The 21,055-nt window shown below is 60.9% G+C and carries 17 protein-coding genes; 5 read left to right on the top strand and 12 right to left on the bottom strand.

All coding sequences use genetic code 11. The features are described from left to right. Nucleotides 1-4 precede the first annotated feature (4 nt). A complete protein-coding gene (locus D4A92_RS15290) occupies nt 5-376 on the bottom strand; it encodes a response regulator (protein ID WP_054150644.1) in 372 nt (123 codons plus the stop codon). Nucleotides 377-514: 138 nt separating this feature from the next. On the opposite strand from D4A92_RS15290, the gene D4A92_RS15285 reads away from it, so the two are divergent. The 5 genes from D4A92_RS15285 to D4A92_RS15265 all read left to right on the top strand — a co-directional run bounded on the left by D4A92_RS15285 (nt 515) and on the right by D4A92_RS15265 (nt 4,992). Then, nucleotides 515-808: a DUF3572 domain-containing protein gene (locus D4A92_RS15285; protein WP_054150643.1), complete on the top strand. Its 294-nt coding sequence runs from the start codon at nt 515-517 to the stop codon at nt 806-808. Next, complete coding sequence (locus D4A92_RS15280; protein WP_203015052.1) at nt 808-1,443, top strand: hypothetical protein; 636 nt, start codon at nt 808-810, stop codon at nt 1,441-1,443. Before D4A92_RS15285 ends, D4A92_RS15280 begins: the two co-directional genes overlap by 1 nt. Before the next feature lie 90 nt (nt 1,444-1,533). Continuing rightward, on the top strand, nt 1,534-2,817 hold the full coding sequence (locus tag D4A92_RS15275; RefSeq protein ID WP_203015043.1) for a DNA polymerase IV: 1,284 nt from the start codon (nt 1,534-1,536) through the stop codon (nt 2,815-2,817). 8 nt (nt 2,818-2,825) lie between these two features. Continuing rightward, entirely contained in the window at nt 2,826-3,620 is a 795-nt protein-coding gene (locus D4A92_RS15270; protein ID WP_203015042.1) for a YoaK family protein, read from the top strand. A 139-nt stretch (nt 3,621-3,759) separates the two neighbouring features. After that, entirely contained in the window at nt 3,760-4,992 is a 1,233-nt protein-coding gene (locus D4A92_RS15265; protein WP_203015041.1) for a L,D-transpeptidase family protein, read from the top strand. Nucleotides 4,993-4,995: 3 nt separating this feature from the next. Here D4A92_RS15265 and dnaE read toward each other — a convergent pair whose 3' ends face one another. The 11 genes from dnaE to nuoL all read right to left on the bottom strand — a co-directional run bounded on the left by dnaE (nt 4,996) and on the right by nuoL (nt 21,052). Continuing rightward, nucleotides 4,996-8,496, bottom strand: coding sequence for a DNA polymerase III subunit alpha (dnaE, locus tag D4A92_RS15260; protein WP_203015032.1), 3,501 nt, complete (start codon nt 8,494-8,496; stop codon nt 4,996-4,998). 342 nt (nt 8,497-8,838) lie between these two features. Then, the gene (locus D4A92_RS15255; protein WP_006727590.1) at nt 8,839-9,528 is read right to left on the bottom strand and encodes an ABC transporter ATP-binding protein; all 690 of its coding nucleotides are present in this window, start codon (nt 9,526-9,528) and stop codon (nt 8,839-8,841) included. Between the two features lie 14 nt (nt 9,529-9,542). After that, nucleotides 9,543-10,850, bottom strand: a complete 1,308-nt coding sequence (locus D4A92_RS15250) for a lipoprotein-releasing ABC transporter permease subunit (RefSeq protein WP_203015029.1) — start codon at nt 10,848-10,850, stop codon at nt 9,543-9,545. 64 nt (nt 10,851-10,914) lie between these two features. Beyond that, nucleotides 10,915-12,237, bottom strand: coding sequence for a proline--tRNA ligase (gene proS, locus D4A92_RS15245; RefSeq protein ID WP_006727588.1), 1,323 nt, complete (start codon nt 12,235-12,237; stop codon nt 10,915-10,917). A gap of 501 nt (nt 12,238-12,738) precedes the next feature. Further along, a complete protein-coding gene (locus tag D4A92_RS15240; RefSeq protein WP_054150634.1) occupies nt 12,739-13,017 on the bottom strand; it encodes a DUF1467 family protein in 279 nt (92 codons plus the stop codon). A gap of 155 nt (nt 13,018-13,172) precedes the next feature. After that, nucleotides 13,173-13,577, bottom strand: a complete 405-nt coding sequence (gene mce / locus D4A92_RS15235) for a methylmalonyl-CoA epimerase (protein ID WP_203015008.1) — start codon at nt 13,575-13,577, stop codon at nt 13,173-13,175. A gap of 55 nt (nt 13,578-13,632) precedes the next feature. Beyond that, a complete protein-coding gene (locus tag D4A92_RS15230) occupies nt 13,633-15,300 on the bottom strand; it encodes a ribonuclease J (protein WP_203014991.1) in 1,668 nt (555 codons plus the stop codon). Between the two features lie 18 nt (nt 15,301-15,318). Further along, a complete protein-coding gene (locus D4A92_RS15225; RefSeq protein WP_203014988.1) occupies nt 15,319-16,086 on the bottom strand; it encodes a biotin--[acetyl-CoA-carboxylase] ligase in 768 nt (255 codons plus the stop codon). Next, nucleotides 16,083-17,528 carry an NADH-quinone oxidoreductase subunit NuoN gene (nuoN, locus tag D4A92_RS15220; RefSeq protein ID WP_203014985.1) on the bottom strand — a complete coding sequence of 482 codons (1,446 nt, stop codon included), beginning with the start codon at nt 17,526-17,528 and terminating at the stop codon, nt 16,083-16,085. Before nuoN ends, D4A92_RS15225 begins: the two co-directional genes overlap by 4 nt. A gap of 18 nt (nt 17,529-17,546) precedes the next feature. Next, entirely contained in the window at nt 17,547-19,058 is a 1,512-nt protein-coding gene (locus D4A92_RS15215; RefSeq protein ID WP_069041628.1) for an NADH-quinone oxidoreductase subunit M, read from the bottom strand. After that, a complete protein-coding gene (nuoL, locus tag D4A92_RS15210; protein WP_203014982.1) occupies nt 19,058-21,052 on the bottom strand; it encodes an NADH-quinone oxidoreductase subunit L in 1,995 nt (664 codons plus the stop codon). Before nuoL ends, D4A92_RS15215 begins: the two co-directional genes overlap by 1 nt. Nucleotides 21,053-21,055 lie beyond the last annotated feature (3 nt).

Here is a 21,055-nt window from a genome sequence, read left to right as displayed (position 1 = left end):
GTCCTCACGCATCTCCGAGATAGGTCTTGATCGTCTCGATAAACTTGGGGACCGAGATGGGTTTGGAGACATAGGCTTCACAGCCACCCTGCCGGATCCGTTCCTCATCGCCCTTCATGGCGAATGCCGTGACGGCTATCACCGGGATGACGTGGAGCTCGGGATCGTCCTTCAGCCACTTGGTCACTTCAAGACCTGAGACCTCCGGCAACTGGATGTCCATCAGGATCAGATCCGGGCGGTGGCGCCGGGCGAGATCCATGGCTTCCATGCCGTTGCGGGTCTGCACTGTCTCATAGCCGGATGCCTCGATCAGATCGCGGAAGAGCTTCATGTTGAGCTCGTTGTCTTCGACAATCATCACTTTTTTCGGCATTCACCCGGTCCTTTGTCTCGCGCATTCACCCAGTCCGGAACACCGGACCCAGCGCGAGTTGCGTCTTCCGTCTTCGAGCATGCTAGTGCTATTTGGTTTCGAAATCGGTAATTTGCCAGGGCAAGAGGAAAAGACTTTATGAAAAACAGAGATATACCTGCCGATGCCGAAGCCACTGCAGTTGCCGTGCTCGGCTGGCTGGCAAACGAACCGGAGATGCTGTCGCGTTTCCTCGCGCTGTCTGGCGTGCAGCCGACACAGTTGCGCCAGGCCGTCGGCGACCCGGCCTTTCTCGCCGGCATGCTGGAGTTTCTGATGCAGCACGAGCCAACGCTGATGGAATTCTGCACCGCGACGGACACCAAGCCTGAGACGGTGGTCGAGGCCTATCACCGCTACGCCGGTCCGAGCTTCGATTCGGCCGATTTCTGATGCTGACGGATCTCGACCACATCCGCCTGACGGATAGGCCGTTAATCGTCTGCGATGTCGATGATGTCGTCCTGCAGTTCGCCGCTCCGTTCGAGGCGTTCCTGCAGAGCCGCGGCCACAGGCTTTTGCCGCGCTCCTTCAAGCTGACCGGAAACATCGTCACCGGCGCCGACGAAAGCGTGATCGAAGCGCCAGCCGTCAAGGCGCTGATCGATGATTTCTTCGTCGAGCAGGAGCGCTGGCAGACGCCGTTTGCCGATGCGGTCGACAGCCTTCATGCGCTCGGCCAGGATGCGGATCTCGTCTTCCTCACTGCCATGCCGCCTCGCCACGCCGAAGTGCGGCGACGCCTGCTCGACCAGCTGACACTGATCTTCCCCATGATTGCAACGGAAGAGGCCAAGGGGCCGATGGTGGCGGCGTTGCAAGGGGAACGGCCCCTGCCCGTCGTCTTCGTCGACGACATGGTGCACAATCTGCACTCGGTCGGCCAGCACGTGCCGGACTGCCTTTTGATCTATCTTCCGCCACCGCTCGAAATCTTCCGCTTCGCGCCCGAGCCACCCCAAACCGTCCGGCGTGTCAGCACCTGGCCGGAGGCGTCCGAGCTGATCCGATCGCATTTCGCTGGCTAATCTGGCGGCGAGCCCCCTTCCCGGCATCGCCGCACTTGCCTGCGTTCAAAGGGCGGCCTATGGTCGCCTTGTTCAACCTTTGTTCTGGCCATGACGCGCGCTGCTCCTGATCATTCCGGCTTTTGTCGTGACTGCCTGACCGGGCAGGCCGAGGGTGCGCGACGTTGTCGTTCCTGCGGCAGCCCGAGGCTCGTCTATCATTCCGAGCTTTACGACCTGTCGATCGCTCACATCGATTGTGATGCTTTCTACGCCTCGGTGGAGAAGCGCGAAAATCCGGAACTGATCGACAAGCCGGTGATCATTGGCGGCGGCAAGCGCGGGGTCGTCTCGACCGCCTGCTACGTGGCGCGCATTCACGGCGTGCGCTCGGCCATGCCGATGTTCAAGGCGCTCGAGGCCTGTCCCCAGGCGGTGGTCATCAAGCCCGACATGGAGAAGTATTCCCGTGTCGGCCGCGAAATCCGGGCGATGATGGAGGAGCTGACACCGCTCGTGCAGCCGATTTCGATCGACGAGGCCTTTCTCGATCTGCGCGGCACCGAACTGCTGCATCACGATCCGCCCGCCCGGGTGCTGGCGAGGCTTGCCCGACGCATCGAGCAGGAGATCGGCATTACCGTCTCCGTCGGGCTCTCCTACTGCAAGTTCCTCGCCAAGGTCGCCTCCGACCTTCAGAAGCCACGCGGTTTCTCAGTGATCGGCGAGGCCGAGGCGCTGACCTTCCTCGCCGACAAGCCGGTGACGATGATCTGGGGTGTCGGCAAGGCCTTTGCCACGACGCTACAGGCCGACGGTATCCGGACCATCGGGCAATTGCAGGTGATGGACGAGAGCGATCTCATGCGCCGCTATGGCTCGATGGGGCAACGCCTCGCGCGCCTGTCCCGTGGAATTGACGAGCGGACGGTACACCCGAATGACCCGGCCAAAAGCGTCTCGGCCGAAACGACCTTCTTCGACGACATTCACCGGCTCGACGATCTCGTAGTGCATCTGCGGGCCCTGTCCGAAAAGGTCGCCTGGCGGCTGAAGCGACACGAGATCGCCGGGCAGACTGTCGTCCTGAAACTGAAGACGGCCGACTTCAAACTCAGGACGCGCAACCGACGGCTCGACGACCCCACCCAGTTGGCCGACCGGATCTTTCGCACCGGCATGTCGCTCCTGGAGAAGGAAGCGGATGGAACGCGCTTCCGCCTGATCGGGATCGGTGTCAGCGATCTGCAGGATCCGGCGCTTGCCGATCCGCCTGACCTTGTCGATGTCCAGGCTGCACGGCGGGCAGCGGCAGAGGCCGCGATGGACAAATTGCGTGACAAATTCGGCAAGGGTACGGTTCAGACGGGTTACACTTTCTCGTCCAAGCGATAGGCGATTCCGTGACGCAGGCACCCTCCATCATCACGGATCACAGCCGGCTCCCAGGGCGCCAGGGCGGACACATGCGGCTTTTGCGGTTTGCCGCCGCCCATCGCCGCACGCGGCCTAACGACCTGCTGCTCGGCACCATCCTGGCTTTTGTCGCGGGCGCGATGAATGCCGGCGGCTTCCTTGCCATCGGTCACTATACATCGCACATGACCGGCATCGTCTCCGCGATTGCCGACAATCTGGCACTCGGGCTTTTCGGGCTGGTCGGCGCTGGCATCGCACTTCTCATCAGCTTTACGCTCGGCGCTGCGTGCTCGGCAGTCCTGATCAACTGGGCCCGGCGCCATGCGCGCCGACAGCAGTATGCCTATCCGCTGGCGCTCGAATCCGGCCTGCTGATTGCCTTTGCCGGGATCGGTGCCCTCGTGCCGGCGGCTTCAGCCGCAGCGGTGACCGCCCTTCTCCTCTGCTTCGTGATGGGCCTCCAGAACGCGACGATCACCAAGATCTCCGGCGCCCGCATCCGCACCACCCATTTGACCGGCATGATTACCGATGTCGGCATCGAATTCGGCAAGCTCGCCTATGGCCGGATCGCCCGGCTCCTCGATCATCCACCGCTTGCAACGGACAGCCGCAAGCTCGGCATCCTGCTGCCCATCGTCGGCATGTTCTTCGTCGGCGGGCTCGTCGGTGCGCTCGGCTTCAAGCACATAGGCCATGCCTTTTCCCTGCCGCTTGCTGCCCTGCTGCTGGTGGTCGCCTCGCCGCAACTGAGACCACGCCCGTCGCATGCCCCATGACGAAGGCACTGCTCGCGGCATCTGTGGACAGACGATCACAGCCGCGTGAGTGGCACATCGAGGTCTTTTCGCGAAACTTTTCTTAAACATCGTCGCTTAGACTGCGGACGCTTGTGTATCGCGTTTCGAATGGTCGATCATGTTTCAGCGTTTCGCCCTCGCCATCAGCCTGTCATTGCTCTCCAGCACGGCGCTTGCTGCCGATGGGCCCCTGCAGATCTATATCTCGAAGGCGGAACAGACGCTGACCGTTTATGACGGGGACGAGGTGGTGGCGACGACAAAAGTCTCGACCGGCAAGCCCGGACATACCACGCCATCGGGGATCTTCTCGATCCTGGAGAAGCGCAAGTATCACGAGTCCAACCTTTATTCGAACGCGCCCATGCCCTTCATGCAACGTCTGACCTGGTCGGGCATTGCCCTGCACGAAGGCAAGCTGCCTGGCTATCCGGCTTCACATGGCTGCGTGCGCCTGCCGAACGGCTTTGCCAAGACGCTCTTTTCCATGACCGAGCGTGGCGCGCATGTGATCATCACCGACGATCCCATCGCGCCGCAATCCATCACCCACGCCAATCTGTTCACGCCGCGCCTGCCGGTTGACGATGGTGGGCTGCTCTCGGATGTGGAGCTCAGGCCCGCTCGCGTCGAGGCGGGGCTGGCGCCCGTTGAAGTGGCAATGAATGCGGTTCCACCGCGTAGTGGCGCCGAGACAAAAGTGACCGTCGCGGAACCGCCTCCGCTGCGCATCCTGATTACACGTCGCACCCAGCGCGACGTCGTGTCCGACGTCCAGCGGCTTCTCGGCACGCTCGGCTTCGATGCCGGCGTTTCCGATGGCTTGCTCGGCACGCGGACGATTTCGGCGATCAAGGCGTTCAAGGAAAAGAAGGGTATCGAGAAGGACCCGCAGATCCTGTCCGAGGTTTTTCTGAACGCCCTCTATATGGAAGCCGGAGAAGACCACCCGCCGATGGGCCAGTTGATGATCCGGCAGAAATTCACGCCACTCGTTTCAGCCCCCGTCAATATCCGGGAGCCAGAGAAGGCGCTTGGCACCCATTTCATCGAAGCGACTGCGGTCGATCGCTACAAGCGCAAGGCCGAATGGCGTGGCGTGACGCTGGATGACCATCTTCCTGCATCGACGCAGAAGCGTCTTGGCATCGTCACCCCGGCGGACGACAAGTCGATCTTCTCGGCCGAGGCAGCGCTTTCGCGCATCGTCATCCCGGACGACGTGCGCGCCCGCATCGAAACCATGCTGAGCGAGGGATCCTCGATCACAATCTCGGATACCGGCATCGGCCCGGAGACCGGCGACGGGACGGATTTCATCACAGTGACCCGGGCCAAGCCGCGGGCCTGACAATTAAACCAGTTCGACGTCGAGGACGCCGGGGGTCGAGCGCATGGCGGCGGCGATCTCGGGGGAGATTCGGAAGCGTTCGGTCAGTTCCACCTCGATTTCGCGCTGGCCTTCGTCCTTGATCACGATGAAGGAGACGAGCCCGTCGCCCCTTGCGTTCAGATGTGCGGCGACAGCGCGCAAGGGACCGGAATCCCGGACGAAGACGCGCATCGCCTTCTGCATGCGGATCGACTGTTCTTCCAGCGACTGCGCCGTCTGGATGCGCAATCCGATGCCCTCGGGCCGCTCTTCCGCCTGAACTGTCAGCACCAGCGATTTCCCCGCTTCCAGAAGGTCGCGATACTGGTTGAGGCCTTCAGAGAAGAGAACCGCTTCATACTGGCCAGAGGCATCCGAGAAGGTAATGATGCCCATCTTGTTGCCGGTGCGGGTCTTGCGCTCCTGGCGCGAGATGACGGTGCCGGCGAGGCGGCCGGCGGAGGCGCCCTGCTTTACGGCCACCGAGAAATCCGCGAAATTCTGGACGCGCAGCTTGTCGAGCAAGTCTCGGTAAGCGTCGAGCGGGTGGGCAGACAGGTAGAAGCCGAGCACCTGGAATTCACGCATCAGCTTTTCGGAGGAAAGCCAGGGCGTATATGGGGCAAAAGCGATCCGCTCAGGGCCGCTTGCACCGCCGGAGCCGAACATGTCGGACTGGCCGCTGACGGCATTTTCCTGGGCGCGCTGGGCATAACCCATGATGCGATCGATGCTGCCGACGAGTTCCGCACGGTCGCGACCGAAGCAGTCGAAGGCGCCGGCGGCAATCAGGCTTTCGAAAACACGGCGATTGATCTGCTTCGGGTCGATCCTGAGGCAGAAATCCTCCATGCTGTCGAAGGGCTTGTCGCCGCGCACCTCGACGATGTGATCGACGGCGCCTTCGCCGACACCCTTGAGGGCGGCGAGCGCATAGTAGATGCGGTTCGGCCCGGTCTGGAAGTGACGGTAGGAGGTCTGGACAGAAGGCGGCACGACTTCGATGCCGAGGCGGCCGGCATCCTGACGAAAGTCGACCAGCTTTTCGGTGTTCGACATATCGAGCGTCATCGATGCGGCGAGGAACTCGACCGGATAATGCGCCTTCATATAGGCCGTCTGATAGGAGACGATGGCGTAGGCTGCAGCGTGCGACTTATTGAAGCCGTAGTTGGCGAATTTGGCCAGCAGCTCGAAGATGTTGTTGGCCTGCGGCTTCGAGACACCGTTCTTCATTGCGCCATCGACGAAACGGACCGACTGCTGGTCCATTTCCGCCTTGATCTTCTTACCCATGGCGCGGCGCAGAAGGTCTGCTTCGCCGAGCGAATAACCCGACAGGACCTGCGCGATCTGCATGACCTGTTCCTGGTAAACGATAACGCCCTGGGTTTCCTTCAGCAGGTAGTCGATCTTCGGATGGATCGAGGCGATCTCCTCCTCGCCATGCTTGCGGGCATTGTAGACGGGGATGTTTTCCATCGGGCCCGGGCGATAGAGGGCCACGAGCGCGATGATGTCCTCGATGCAGTCGGGGCGCATGCCGATCAGGGCCTTGCGCATGCCGGCACTTTCCACCTGGAACACGCCGACCGTTTCACCGCGCGAGAGCATCTCGTAGGTCAAGGTGTCATCCAGCGGGATGGCGGCGAGGTCGACCTTGATACCGCGCTGCTCCTCGACGAAGTCGACGGCCGTCTTCAGCACCGTCAGCGTCTTCAGGCCGAGGAAGTCGAACTTCACGAGGCCGGCCTGTTCGACCCATTTCATGTTGAATTGGGTGACCGGCATGTCGGAGCGTGGATCGCGATACATCGGCACCAGCTTCGACAGCGGGCGGTCACCGATGACGATACCGGCGGCATGCGTCGAGGCGTGGCGGTAAAGGCCTTCGATTTTCTGGGCGATCTCCAGCAGGCGCGCAACGACAGGCTCTTCTTCAGCGGCCTCCTGGAGCTTGGGCTCCTCCTCGATCGCCTTGGAGAGCGGCGTCGGATTGGCCGGATTGTTCGGGACCAGCTTGCAGATCTTGTCGACCTGGCCATAGGGCATTTCGAGCACGCGGCCGACGTCGCGGAGCGCTGCACGCGCCTGCAGCGATCCGAAGGTGATGATCTGGCCCACCTGCTCGCGACCATATTTGCGCTGCACGTAGCGAATGACTTCTTCGCGGCGCTCCTGGCAAAAGTCGATGTCGAAGTCGGGCATCGAGACGCGTTCCGGATTGAGGAAGCGTTCGAAGAGCAGCGAGAAGCGCAAGGGATCGACGTCGGTGATGGTCAGCGCATAGGCAACGAGCGAGCCCGCACCCGAACCACGGCCCGGGCCGACCGGGATGTCATGCTGCTTTGCCCATTTGATGAAGTCCGAAACGATCAGGAAGTAGCCTGGAAACTTCATGCGTTCGATGACCGAAAGCTCGAACTCCAGCCGGTCGCGGTATTCCTTTTCCTCATAGCCCGGCGCCATGCCGAGGGCTGCCAGACGCTGGTCAAGACCCTCGACCGCCTGGCGGCGCAGTTCGAGTGCTTCTTCCCGTTCGGCTTCCTCCGGATCATCGCTGCCACCGGTGAAGCGCGGCAGGATGGGCTTTCGGGTATCGAGCACGAAAGAGCAGCGGCGGGCGATCTCGACGGAATTCTGAAGCGCCTCCGGCAGGTCGGCGAAGAGCTTCATCATGTCCGCCCGGCTCTTCAGATAGTGGTCCGGGGTCAGGCGGAAGCGGTCGTCGTTCGATACGATGGCATTGTGGGCCACAGCCATCAGCGCATCATGGGCATCGTAGTCGTCGCGGGCCGGGAAAAAGGCCTCGTTGGTCGCGACCAGCGGCAGGTCATGCTCATAGGCGAGCTGGACCATGCGCCGCTCATGCGTACGATCATACTCACCATGCCGCTGCAATTCGACATAGAGGCGGTCGCCGAACAGACGCTTCAAGGCAAGCAGACGGCTCTCGGCCTGGGCCTTGTGACCATCTTTGAGCATACGATCGATTGGCCCGCCACCGGCGCCCGTCAACAGGATCAGGCCTTCGGTGCCGCTCTCTTCGAGCCAGGAGAGCTTTACATGGGTCGGCTGACCCGCGTCGCCGCCGAGATAGGCGCGGCTGACGAGATCGACGAGGCGCTCATAGCCTTCGGCATCCGATGCCAGAACGACGACGGCCGGCAGATCGGGCATATGACCGTTGCCGCCACGCTTCTCGCCGGTCGAATCCTCCATGTCGATCGACAACTGGCAGCCGATGATCGGTTGGATGCCATCACCGAGCGCCTTTTGCGAAAACTCGAGCGCGACGAAGAGATTGTTGGTGTCGGTGATCGCGATCGCCGGCTGGTCGTCGGCGACAGCCTTGCCGAGGATCTTCTTCAGCGGCAGCGCGCCCTCGAGCAGCGAATAAGCGGAATGCACGCGCAGATGCACGAAACCCGGACCGTCACCCACTCCACCGGACGCCTTTCTGTCGACGCTGTCCTCGCCCATACCGCTTCATTCCTTGATTTCTGAATCGGTCGGGATTTTCGGCTTTCAGGCTCACGAAGTCCAGAAGTAAGTCGGGCGGCAAGGCCTTGGTCACCAGCTTTGCCGCCCCAAAATGTCAGAGCGCCATCATCAGCAAAGCCATGCTGGATACGAAAACCGCCATCGAGGCAAATGCAGCAACGTCACGAAGAATTTCGGTCATTTCTGTCTCCTTGTCCCTTTATGTTTTTATTTTGTTCTTCTCTTGTTCCAATGTCAACCCAAAAAAACCGCAGCCTCGGTGGAACAAATTCCACAGAGGCGCAGGGACATCAGGAAAAAGGAGAAGAAAGCGGGCTGAGATCAGACGACGAGTTCGACGACCTTGCCGTCGACCAAGGTAACGCAGCGGTCCATCCGGCGGGCAATGTCGTGATTGTGGGTCGCGATCATGGCCGAGAGACCGGACTGACGGACCAGCGCTTCGAGCGCCGAGAAGACATAGCTTGCCGTTTCGGGATCGAGGTTGCCGGTCGGTTCGTCGGCAAGCAGCACCAGAGGGGCGTTGGCGACTGCGCGGGCAATCGCCACGCGCTGCTGTTCGCCGCCGGAGAGTTCGGCCGGGCGGTGATCGGCGCGATGACCGACACGCATGTAATCCAGAAGTTGCTTGGCGCGTTCGGCCGCCTCTGGCTTGGTGAGTCCGGCGATCAGCTGCGGCATCATCACGTTTTCCAGCGCGGAGAATTCCGGCAGCAGATGATGGAACTGGTAGACGAAGCCGATCGACTTGCGGCGAATGGCCGTTCGCTGCTCGTCGCCCAGTTCCTGGCAGGCAACGCCGCCAACGGTCACTTCGCCGCCGTCGGGATGCTCCAGAAGCCCGGCAACATGCAGAAGCGTCGACTTGCCCGTACCCGAAGGGGCGACCAGCGCCACGGTCTCGCCGGTGCGCAAGGTGAAGTCCGCACCTTTCAGGATCGAGAGTACGGTTTCGCCCTGGCCATAGTGGCGATCGATGCCGGCAAGCGAGAGAACCACGTCTTTTGCCATTGATTTCGGCATCCTCATTCGTAACGCAGAGCCTGGACGGGATCCAGGCGCGAGGCCCGCCAGGCCGGGAAGATGGTGGCCATAAAGGACAGGCTGAGCGCCATGATGATAACCGATACGGTCTCACTGGCGTTCATGTCCGCGGGAAGCTGGCTCAGGAAATAGAGTTCGGGATCGAAGATCATCGTTCCGGAGACCCAGGAGAAGAACTGGCGGATGCTTTCGATGTTCAGGCAGACGATCACGCCGAGCACGACACCTGCCAGAGTTCCTGCCGTGCCGATCGCAGCACCCGTCATGAAGAAGATGCGCATGATCGCGCCCGATGTCGCGCCCATGGTGCGCAGGATGGCAATGTCGCTTGCCTTGTCCTTCACCAGCATGATCAGACCGGAAATGATGTTCAGCGCCGCGACAAGCACGATCAGCGTCAGGATCATGAACATGACGTTGCGCTCGACCTGGAGCGCCGAGAAGAAGGTCTGGTTGCGCTGGCGCCAGTCGGTCAGGAAAATCTGGCGGCCAGCGGCTTCCTCTATCAACGGACGCAGCTCGTCCACGGCATCCGGATTGGAGATGAAGAGCTCGATCGACTGAACAATGCCTTCGACATTGAAATAGATCTGCGATTCTTCGAGCGGCATGTAGATGATCGAGGCGTCATATTCCGACATGCCGATTTCGAAGATGGCCGAGACCGGATAGGACTTCACCCGCGGATTGACGCCAAGCGGCGTCACATCGCCTTCGGGAGAGACCAGAGTGATCGTGTCTCCCGCCGAAAGCCCCAGCTGGGCCGCCATGCGCGAGCCAATGAGAACGCCCTCGCCGGTTGCAAAACCAACCAGGTCGCCGGAGCGGATATTGGATGAAACGACCGACAGCTTCGTCAGATCATCGGGGCGAATGCCGCGCACCAGGGCGCCTGTGCCGGCACCCTCACGACCCGAAGCGAGCGTCTGCCCCTCCACCAGCGGCAGTGCCATGGTGACGCCCGGAACGGCGGCGAAACGCTCGGCCAAGCCTGCATAGTCACTCAGCGGCTGGTCAACGGCCTGGACCACCATGTGGCCATTGATGCCGAGAATGCGCGAGACGAGTTCGGTGCGGAAGCCGTTCATCACGGCCATGACGATGATCAGCGTCGCTACGCCGAGCATGATGCCGATGAAGGAGAAGCCGGCAATGACGGAAATGAAGGCTTCCTTGCGCCGGGCACGCAGATAGCGCCAGGCCACCATGCGTTCAAAGCAGGAAAAGGCGCGCGCAGATGCGGCCTTGTCCGTGTCCACCGTCTCTTTGCCAACGGCCGTCGTCGCCATGGTTTCTCCTTGCCTCGGGATCAAGTCTCAAGACCCGACCTTGGTTCGGCGTAAGGCTTTTGCCTTAGGCCGTCAGCTTGTTGATCGCCGCTTCGATCGTCAGCGTCTCACGCGCACCGGTCTTGCGGTCCTTGAGCTCGACTTCACCGGCAGCGACGGCACGCGGGCCCGCGATGACCTGGACCGGCACGCCGATCAGATCGGCGGTGGCGAACTTCGTGCCGGCACGATCGTCGGTATCATCGTAGAGCACGTCCTTGCCGGCATTCTGCAGCGCGACATAGAGGCGATCGCAGGTCGTGTCGCAGGCCTCGTCACCCGGCTTCATGTTGATGACAACGGCATCGAAGGGCGCGACCGAAGCCGGCCAGATGATTCCGTTCTCGTCATGCGAGGCTTCGATGATGGCCGGAACAAGGCGCGTCGGGCCGATACCGTAGGAACCCATGTGGACAAGATGCTCCTTGCCGTCCGGCCCTTGCACCTTGGCGCCCATCGGCTCGGAATATTTGGTGCCGAAATAGAAGATGTGGCCGACCTCGATACCGCGCGCGGAGAGGCGGTCGCCTTCCGGGATCGTGCCGAAAGCCGCTTCGTCATGCATTTCCGACGTCGCAGCGTAAACCGAGGTCCATTTGTCGAAAACGGACTGCAGGCCATCAACGCTGTCGAAATCGGTATCAGCAGCCGGAATGTCGAAATCGACGAAGCTCTTATGGCAATAGACTTCAGATTCGCCGGTGTCGGCGAGAATGATGAATTCGTGGCTGTGATTGCCCCCGATCGGGCCGGTGTCGGCACGCATCGGAATGGCGCGCAGGCCAAGGCGATCGAAGGTGCGCAGGTAAGCGACGAACATCTTGTTGTAGGAATGGATCGCGTCGGCCTGGGTCAGGTCGAAAGAATAGGCATCCTTCATCAGGAATTCGCGCGAGCGCATGGTGCCGAAGCGCGGACGGATCTCGTCACGGAACTTCAGCTGGATGTGGTAGAGGTTGAGCGGCAGGCTCTTGTAGGACTTGACCGACGAGCGGAAGATGTCGGTGATCATCTCCTCATTGGTCGGACCATAGAGCATCGGACGGTCCTGCCGGTCGCGGATGCGCAGCATTTCCTTGCCGTAATCCTCGTAGCGACCGCTTTCCTGCCAGAGCTCGGCCGACTGCAAGGTCGGCATGGAGAGCTCGATGGCGCCCGCGCGATTCTGCTCTTCGCGGATGATGGCGTTCACTTTGTCGAGCACGCGCTTGCCGAGCGGTAGCCAGGAATAGATGCCCTGGCTCTGCTGGCGGATCATGCCCGTCCGCAGCATCAAGCGGTGGGAGACGATCTCGGCTTCCTTGGGGTTTTCCTTCAGGATCGGCATGAAGTAGCGCGACAGACGCATAACGAATTCCAGATGGTTGTCGATGCCGCCGTATTGGCGGAATCAGCGATTGAAACGGGATGTCAGGAAGCGTTCATAGCCGGTTGGACTGGAGAAGAAAACCCGCAAGCGCCGTTCGCTCGCCTCGCCCACAGCCGGCATGCCAAGCGCCCATTCGGATGCGCAACCGGCAAGACAATGTCCCGTCAAAACCTGCAAATCAGGTCATTGCATGACCCTTATGCGACAAAGCGGCGTGAATGAAATTTTTTTGGATGAGTGTAACAAATCTGCAAGATTCAGGGGTGACAAGGACCAATGATTGGGCTAGGTTCAGCCCATAAAAGAGGCAGGGAGTTCAAATCTTTGCCACACTCGCGGTCAAGTCTTGGGAGGATCAGATCTAGGCGCGCTTGTCGCAGCCCCTTAATTGGTGAAGGATCACGCGAAGCTTCGAACAAGGTCTTTTGACCTTGTTTTTTTTTGCCTAGTCGACGGAATGGGTGTGCTGAGAGGCGCCGATCAGCCTTGCGGCTCTACGCCCGGCATGATGACCGGCAGATCGTTGAAGCTGATGCCGAAATAAGTGCCGGCGACATACCAGGCTCCATAAATCAGTGCAGAGACGATGGAAGTTGTCAGGAAGATGCGCGCCGCACGGAAGCGGGTGGGAGCACTGGCGACCGTACCCGGGACCACGTTCTGATCCTCGTCCTGGGTGCGAAGGCCGATCGGCAAGACGGCAAACAGCACCAGCCACCAGATCACAAAATAGACCGCCAGTCCCGACAGGATCGCCATGATGTTTCGCTCCAGACATGAGATGGCGCCAAACGTTGCGCCTGCGCCGCTCTTTCTCCCCCTATAATCGCGGAAGCTCCCAGGCACAAAGACAAAAGCGTCGCAGGCCCGAACGAGCCGCGATCAACAAGACTTCATCGGTTGGTGAATGGGCCTCAGACCTGTTCGAGTTCGATCAGGGTGCCGAAGAAGTCCTTCGGATGCAGAAACAGGACCGGCTTGCCATGGGCGCCGATCTTCGGCTCGCCACTGCCGAGTACACGAGCTCCAGACGCTGAGAGCTGGTCGCGGGCGGCAAGGATATCGGCGACATCGTAGCAGATGTGGTGCATGCCGCCCGAGGGAGCCTTCTCAAGGAAGGCGGCAATCGGCGAATTCTCGCCAAGCGGTTCGAGGAGTTCGACCTTGGTGTTCTCGAGTTCGACAAAGACGACAGTAACACCATGCTCAGGAAGCGCCTGTGCCTGGGACACCTTGGCGCCAAGCGTATCACGATAACTCGCGGTCGCGGCGGTGAGATCCGGAACGGCGATGGCGATGTGATTGACGCGGCCGAGCATGTCTTCCTCCAGTCGTTGCGGGCAAAGATTAGGTCATCCCTGCCCGCCTCGTCCCTCAGACTTTGGTCAGGAACACCGTGACGATCGGCTTCTTGCCCCAGACTTCGTTGGCAGTCGAGCGCACCGCGCGGCGGATGGACTCGCGAACGGTGTCGAGATCCTTGCGACGGCTGCGCGGAATGCTTTCGACGGCGCCGAGAACGGCGTCGTAAAGCGTGTCCTCCATCAGCTCGCCCTCGTGGTCGACTTCGGGCAGGCCGAAGGCGACGACATCGGGGTCGCCGAGGAAATCGAAACGGCTGTCGAGCAGCACACTGACGGCAACATGGCCGACATAGGAGAGCTTCTTGCGATCGGCGATGCCCATTTCTTCGATGTCGCCGACGAGCTTGCCGTCCTTGTAGACGCGGCCGAAGGGAGCCTGAGCGATGACTTCGGCTGGGCCCGGTGCGACGCGCAGCATGTCGCCATTGCGGACACGCGGAACGTTCGGGATGCCGGCCTGAAGCGCCAATTCCTTCTGGGCGACCAGATGGGCGGCCTCACCATGCACCGGCACGAGGATCTGCGGACGAACCCACTCGTACATCTTCAGGAGTTCATTGCGGCGCGGATGGCCCGAAACGTGGACCAGCGCGTCGTTGTCGGTTATGATGTGGACGCCCTGCTCGATGAGGCCGTTCTTGATCTCGAGGATCGCCTTCTCATTGCCCGGGATGGCACGCGAGGAGAAGACGACCGTGTCGCCCTTCGTCAACGCCACATTGCGCATCTCGTCGCGCGAAAGCTTGGCGAGCGCTGCACGCGCTTCGCCCTGACTGCCAGTCAGGATGATGACGACCTTGTCACGTGGTATGAAGCCGAATTCGTCCTCGGCGAGGAAGGGCTTGATGCCCTCCATGATCCCGATGTCCTGAGCAACGTTCGTGACGCGCTTCAGCGAACTGCCAAGCAGCAGGACTTCACGGCCGGCCGCTTCCGCTGCCTGGGCAATCGAACGGATACGCCCGACATTGGAGGAGAAGGTGGTGATCGCGACACGGCCTTCCGCCGCTTCGATGATCTTCTGCAAGCCTGCGGAGACTTCCTCTTCGGAAGGCGAGACACCATCGCGCATGGCATTGGTCGAATCGCAGAACATCGCAAGCACGCCCTCGTCGCCAACGGCACGGAAGCGCTCTTCATCGGTCAGAGGGCCGAGTGACGGATTGTGGTCAATCTTCCAGTCACCCGTATGGATGAGATTGCCGAGCGGCGTGCGGATGACGAGCGACATCGGCTCAGGGATCGAGTGGTTGACGCCAATCGCCTCGATCTCAAAGGGGCCGACATTGATGCGGTCGCCCTGCTTGAACGGCGTGATCGGAATCTCGGCGCGCGAGCCTTCATAGTCGCGCTTGGCTTCCAGCATGCCGGCGGTGAAGCGCGAGGCATAGACAGGGACGTTGAGACCCGGCCAGAGGTCGTTCAGCGCACCGTAATGATCTTCATGGGCATGGGTGATGATGATGCCCTTGAGGTTCTTCTTCTGCTTCTTGATGAAGCTGATATCGGGCAGCACGAGATCCACGCCCGGCAGGTCCGGACCGGCGAAAGTCACGCCGCAGTCGACCATGATCCACTGGCGATTGGACGGCGGACCATAGCCGTACAATGCGAGGTTCATGCCGATTTCTCCCACGCCGCCCAGCGGCAGGAAAACCAGTTCGTCGTTATTGGCCATTCTCAGTTCCGATCCAGTCTACCCGAAAAACACGTCTCCGGCGGCAACCGACATCATCCCGTCGGAGCCCCGGTCGAGCAACAAAATTCCCTTATCATCGATTCCGGAAAAGATACCGGAAATCGAGCGGTCCGGGAGGTTCACAGTTATTTTCTCGCCGATGCCACAGGCAACGCAACGCCAGCGCCGCACGATCTCGGCGATCCCCCTGCCCTCGTCCCAGACGGAAAGAACCTCTGCCATCTCGGCGAACAGATGGGCGAAAAACTCCGGCGGCGAGATCGACACGCCCTGGTCGGCAAGGGAGGTCACCGGATAGAGCGTCAGATCCGGGCGGTGGGCGATATTGATGCCGATGCCGATGGCGAGTGCCATGCGACCATCGGTAATGCGTTCCGCCTCGAGCAAGATCCCAGACGTCTTCTTACGACCGATCAGTACATCGTTCGGCCATTTGATTTCGACGGGCTCGCCGCCCGGCGGCATCACTGTTTGCACGGCTGCATGAACGGCCAGCGCCACGGCAAGCGGCAGAGAACCCAGCTGTTCGGGCGGTGCCGCATCGATCAGCAGAAGGGTCGAATAGAGATTGCCACGTTCCGATACCCATGGCCGGCCGCGGCGTCCGCGGCCACCTGTCTGGCGCTCGGCCGTCAACCACAGAAAACCGGAATCGCCCGCGCGAGCGCGGGCGAATGCTTCCGTATTGGTGGACGAAACTTCGTCGAGGGCTTCGTGCCGGAAGTCGTCGAGCGAAATCCGGCGCGGTATACCGAGGCTGGTCAACTAAACAACGTCTTTGCAGCAGCTTCAGCGGCAGTGCCGAGCGGACCACCAATCAGGACATAACCGACGACGAAGAGGCCGGAGAGACCGAAGACGAGGCGCAGCTCGACCGCCGTGCGGGCAAACTCGCCCTTGGCTTCGTCGAACCACATGACCTTGATGATGCGCAGGTAGTAATAGGCGCCGATGACCGAGGCCAGAACACCGATGATGGCAAGCGCATAGAGCTTGGCTTCGATGGCCGCCACGAAGACGAAGTATTTGGCGAAGAAGCCGGCGAGCGGCGGAATGCCGGCGAGTGAGAACATCAGCGCGGTCAGCACGAAGGCCATGAACGGCCGCGTGGTCGACAGGCCGGCGAGATCGTCGATGTTCTCGACATTGCCGCCTTCCTTCTGGCGCATGGCCATGATGCAGGCGAAGGTGCCGAGCGTCATCACCAGATAGATCATCATGTAGAGCAGAACGCCGGCTACGCCGGTGTCATTGCCGGCGGCGAGACCGACCAGCGCATAACCCATGTGACCGATGGAGGAATAGGCCATCAGTCGCTTGATGTTCCTCTGGCCGATGGCTGCGACGGAACCGAGCACCATCGACGCGATCGAAATGAAGACGACAATCTGCTGCCACTCGGCGAAGATCGGCAGGAAGGCGTCGATGACGATGCGCACGAAGATCGCCATGGCACCGATCTTCGGAGCGGCCGCCAGGAAGGCGGTGACCGGGGTCGGAGCGCCCTCATAGACGTCGGGCGTCCACATGTGGAACGGAACGGCGGAGATCTTGAAGGCCAGGCCGGCGAGGACGAAGACCAGGCCGAAGATCACACCGAGCGACGGTTCGCCCTGCGACAGGACGGCGGCAATCTCGTCGAAGCCGGTATTGCCGGTGAAGCCATAGACCAGCGACATGCCGTAGAGCAGCATGCCCGACGAGAGCGCGCCAAGCACGAAGTACTTGAGGCCCGCTTCCGTCGAACGCAGGCTGTCACGGTTGATGGCAGCGACGACGTAGAGGGCCAGCGACATCAGTTCGAGGCCGAGATACAAAGCGATCAGGTCATTGGCCGAGATCAGCAGCATGACGCCAAGCGTGGCGAGAACGAGCAGGACCGGGAACTCGAACTTGTCGAGATGATCGTAGCGGGCGTGCCCGACCGCCATGATCATCGCCGTCACCGAACCGATCAGGGCAAGGATCTTCATGAACTTGGCGTAGCCGTCAGCGAGGTAGGCGCCGTTAAAGGCCTCTCCTTCCGCGCCGGAGAACACCAGCCAGGCGCCCGAGAAGATCAGCAGCGCGATCGCCAGTCCCGTGACGACACTGTTCGACTTCTCGCCCGAAAACACGCCGATCATGAGCAGCACCATGGCGCCCACGGCCAGGATCAATTCCGGCGTGACCAGATGCAGGCTAGCAATGAGAGTTTCAACGGTCATGTCCAAAGGATCCTGTCGTCAGTTCGCAATCAGCGCCAGGGACTGGGCTGCTTGCAAGGCTGCGGAGTAGTTGTTCACCAGATTGTCGACGGAGGCGGCGGTCGCATCGAGGATGGGAGCCGGGTAGACGCCGAAGAAGATGGTGAGGGCGATCAGCGGATAAAGGGTCAGCTTTTCGCGTGTGGATAGGTCGAGCATGCTCTTAAGGCTCTCTTTTTCGAGCGCGCCGAAGACGACCCGGCGATAAAGCCAGAGCGCATAGGCAGCCGAAAGGATGACGCCGGTTGCGGCAAACAGCGCGACCCAGGTGTTGACGCGGAAGACACCGATCAGGGTCAGGAACTCGCCGACGAAGCCGGAGGTGCCCGGCAGGCCGACATTGGCCATGGTGAAGACCATGAAGGCGAGCGCATATTTCGGCATGTTGTTGACCAGGCCACCATAGGCCGCGATCTCGCGGGTATGGAGACGGTCATAGATCACGCCGACGCAGAGGAAGAGCGCGCCGGAGACGAAGCCGTGGCTGATCATCTGGAAGATCGCACCCTGAACGCCCTGCTGGTTGGCAGCAAAGATACCCATGGTGACGTAGCCCATGTGGGCGACAGAGGAATAGGCGATCAGCTTCTTCATGTCTTCCTGCATCATCGCGACCAGCGAGGTGTAGATGATGGCAATAACCGACAGCGTGAAGACGAATGGCGCAAAGAAGTCCGACGCCAGCGGGAACATCGGCAGCGAGAAGCGCAGGAAGCCGTAGCCGCCGAGCTTCAAGAGGATACCCGCCAGGATCACGGAGCCTGCCGTCGGCGCCTGAACGTGCGCATCCGGCAGCCAGGTATGCACCGGCCACATCGGCATCTTCACCGCAAACGAAGCGAAGAAGGCAAGCCATAGCCAGGTCTGCATCTGCGGCGGGAAGTCGTGCTGCAGGAGCGCTGCGATATCGGTCGTGCCGGCATCCCAGTACATTGCCATGATGGCGAGCAGCATCAGCACCGAGCCGAGCAGCGTGTAGAGGAAGAACTTGTATGACGCGTAGACGCGGTCCTTGCCACCCCAGACGCCGATGATGATGAACATCGGAATGAGGCCGGCTTCGAAGAAGACGTAGAAGAGCACGATGTCGAGCGACACGAACACGCCGATCATCAGGGTCTCAAGCACCAGGAAGGCGATCATGTATTCCTTCAGGCGCTTCTCGACCGAGGTCCAGCTCGCCAGAATGCAGAAGGGCATGAGCAGCGTCGTCAGAATGACGAACAGCATCGAGATGCCGTCGACGCCGACATGGTAGGAGATGCCGGTCCCGAGCCAGGCATGCTTCTCGACCATCTGGAAGCCGGTGTTCGAATTGTCGAAGTTGATCCAGATGAAGAGCGACACGACGAAGGTGAAGACCGTCGTCAGCAGCGAGACGTTCAGGATGTTGCGGCGGCCGAGAGAAGTATCACCACGGGTCAGCAGAAGCAGAGCCACGCCGACCAGAGGAAGGAAGGTGACCGTCGAGAGAATGGGCCAATCGGTCATCAGAGGGAGCTCCCGAGCATCATCCAGGTAACAAGTGCCGCAATGCCGATGAGCATCGCGAAGGCATAGTGATAGAGGTAGCCCGACTGCAGGCGGACGACCTTCTGGGTCAGGCCGCCAACGGCAGAGGCAACGCCGTTCGGGCCATAGGCGTCGATGGTGGCGACGTCACCCTTCTTCCAGAGGAAGCGGCCGAGCGCCTTGGAGGACCGAACGAAGAGGAAGTCGTAGAGCTCGTCGAAGTACCACTTGTTGAGCAGGAACTGGTAGAGCATCCACTGCTGTTCAGCGAGCTTCTTCGGCGCCGACGGGTTCTTGATATACATGTACCAGGCGGTGACGAAGCCGAGCGTCATGGCAATGAACGGGCTCCACTTCACCCACTTCGGAACGTCATGGAACTCTTCCAGGACTGTGTTGGTCGGAAGCGTGAAGAGCGCGCCCTTCCAGAACTCGGCATAGTGATGGCCGAAGAAGTAGTCGTGGAAGATGAAGCCGGCAAACAGCGCGCCGAAACCGAGCAGGTAGAACGGGATCAGCATGACCTGCGGGCTTTCATGCACATGGTGCATGACGTCGGCAGACGCACGCGGCTTGCCGAAGAAGGTGAGGAACGCCAGGCGCCAGGAATAGAAGCTCGTGAACAGAGCCGCAATCACCAGCATTGTGAAGGCAAAACCACCGACAGCCGAGCTCGAAGCGAAGGCAGACTCGATGATGTAGTCCTTCGAGAAGAAGCCAGCGGTACCGATCAGCGTTCCCGGGATGCCGACGCCGGTTAGGGCGATCGTGCCGATCGTCATGGCCCAGAAGGTCACGGGGATATGCTTGCGCAGTCCACCCATGTAACGCATGTCCTGCTCGCCATCGACGGCGTGGATCACGGAGCCTGCGCCCAAGAACAGGAGTGCCTTGAAGAAGGCGTGCGTGAAGAGGTGGAAGACGGCCGCGCCATAGGCGCCGACGCCGAGCGCCACGAACATGTAGCCGAGCTGCGAGCAGGTCGAATAGGCGATGACGCGCTTGATGTCGTTCTGCACGAGACCGACGGTCGCGGCGAAGAAGGCCGTGATTGCGCCCACGATAGTGACGACAACAAGAGCATCCGGCGAGAGTTCGAAGACAGGCGACATGCGGGCGACGAGGAAGACGCCGGCGGTGACCATGGTTGCGGCGTGAATGAGCGCCGAAACCGGGGTCGGGCCTTCCATGGCGTCCGGCAGCCAGGTGTGCAGCAGGAACTGCGCCGACTTACCCATCGCGCCCATGAAGAGCAGCAGGCAGGCGCCGGTCAGCGCATGGCTGCGGTCAAGCTGCATGCCGAAGAGGTTGAGTACGACCTCAGGCGAGGCCGCGGGATCGGCCGGCAGATAGGACTGGGCGGAGGCGAAGATCGTTTCGAAATTGATCGAGCCGAACATCACGAAGAGCGCCGAGATGCCGAGGATGAAGCCGAAGTCACCGACGCGGTTGACGATGAAGGCCTTCATGGCAGCGGCGGACGCGGACGGCTTCTTGTACCAGAAGCCGATGAGCAGATAGGACGCAAGACCCACGCCTTCCCAGCCGAAGAACATCTGTAGCAGGTTGTCCGACGTGATGAGCATCAGCATCGCAAAGGTGAAGAGCGACAGATAGGCAAAGAAGCGCGGCCGATGCGGATCGTGGTGCATGTAGCCGATCGAGTAGAGGTGCACGAGGCACGACACCGAGTTGACCACGACGAACATCACAGCCGTCAGCGTATCAACGCGGAAAGCCCATTCGACATCGATGCCGCCGGACTGGATCCAGCGCAGCACGGGCACCTTGATGACCTCGTGGGCCTCATGGCTCATGGCAACGTTGAAGAACACGATCCAGGAGAGGATCGCCACGATGATCATCAGACCGGTGGTGATGTATTCCGACGCCTTGGCGCCGATCTGTCGGCCAAGCAAGCCGGCGATCAGGAAGCCGATCAGGGGGAGAAAGACGATAGCCTTGTAGATCATGAC

The sequence above is a fragment of the Rhizobium rosettiformans genome, from assembly GCF_016806065.1.
Lineage (GTDB): Bacteria > Pseudomonadota > Alphaproteobacteria > Rhizobiales > Rhizobiaceae > Allorhizobium.
This window is presented reverse-complemented; position numbering and strand designations above follow the sequence as displayed.

Coding starts and splice junctions, on each gene's coding strand:
- proS (WP_006727588.1), bottom strand. CDS start 12,237: ATGCGTCTGTCGCGCTACTTCATGCCGATCCTGAAGGAAAACCCCAAG.
- dnaE (WP_203015032.1), bottom strand. CDS start 8,496: ATGGGCGAGGACAGCGTCGACAGAAAGGCGTCCGGTGGAGTGGGTGAC.
- D4A92_RS15230 (WP_203014991.1), bottom strand. CDS start 15,300: ATGGCCAATAACGACGAACTGGTTTTCCTGCCGCTGGGCGGCGTGGGA.
- D4A92_RS15250 (WP_203015029.1), bottom strand. CDS start 10,850: ATGGCGACGACGGCCGTTGGCAAAGAGACGGTGGACACGGACAAGGCC.
- nuoN (WP_203014985.1), bottom strand. CDS start 17,528: ATGACCGTTGAAACTCTCATTGCTAGCCTGCATCTGGTCACGCCGGAA.
- D4A92_RS15265 (WP_203015041.1), top strand. CDS start 3,760: ATGTTTCAGCGTTTCGCCCTCGCCATCAGCCTGTCATTGCTCTCCAGC.
- nuoL (WP_203014982.1), bottom strand. CDS start 21,052: ATGATCTACAAGGCTATCGTCTTTCTCCCCCTGATCGGCTTCCTGATC.
- D4A92_RS15240 (WP_054150634.1), bottom strand. CDS start 13,017: ATGGCGATCCTGTCGGGACTGGCGGTCTATTTTGTGATCTGGTGGCTG.
- D4A92_RS15290 (WP_054150644.1), bottom strand. CDS start 376: ATGCCGAAAAAAGTGATGATTGTCGAAGACAACGAGCTCAACATGAAG.
- D4A92_RS15255 (WP_006727590.1), bottom strand. CDS start 9,528: ATGGCAAAAGACGTGGTTCTCTCGCTTGCCGGCATCGATCGCCACTAT.
- mce (WP_203015008.1), bottom strand. CDS start 13,577: ATGCTCGGCCGCGTCAATCACATCGCCATCGCCGTTCCGGATCTCACC.
- D4A92_RS15285 (WP_054150643.1), top strand. CDS start 515: ATGAAAAACAGAGATATACCTGCCGATGCCGAAGCCACTGCAGTTGCC.
- D4A92_RS15280 (WP_203015052.1), top strand. CDS start 808: ATGCTGACGGATCTCGACCACATCCGCCTGACGGATAGGCCGTTAATC.
- D4A92_RS15215 (WP_069041628.1), bottom strand. CDS start 19,058: ATGACCGATTGGCCCATTCTCTCGACGGTCACCTTCCTTCCTCTGGTC.
- D4A92_RS15275 (WP_203015043.1), top strand. CDS start 1,534: ATGACGCGCGCTGCTCCTGATCATTCCGGCTTTTGTCGTGACTGCCTG.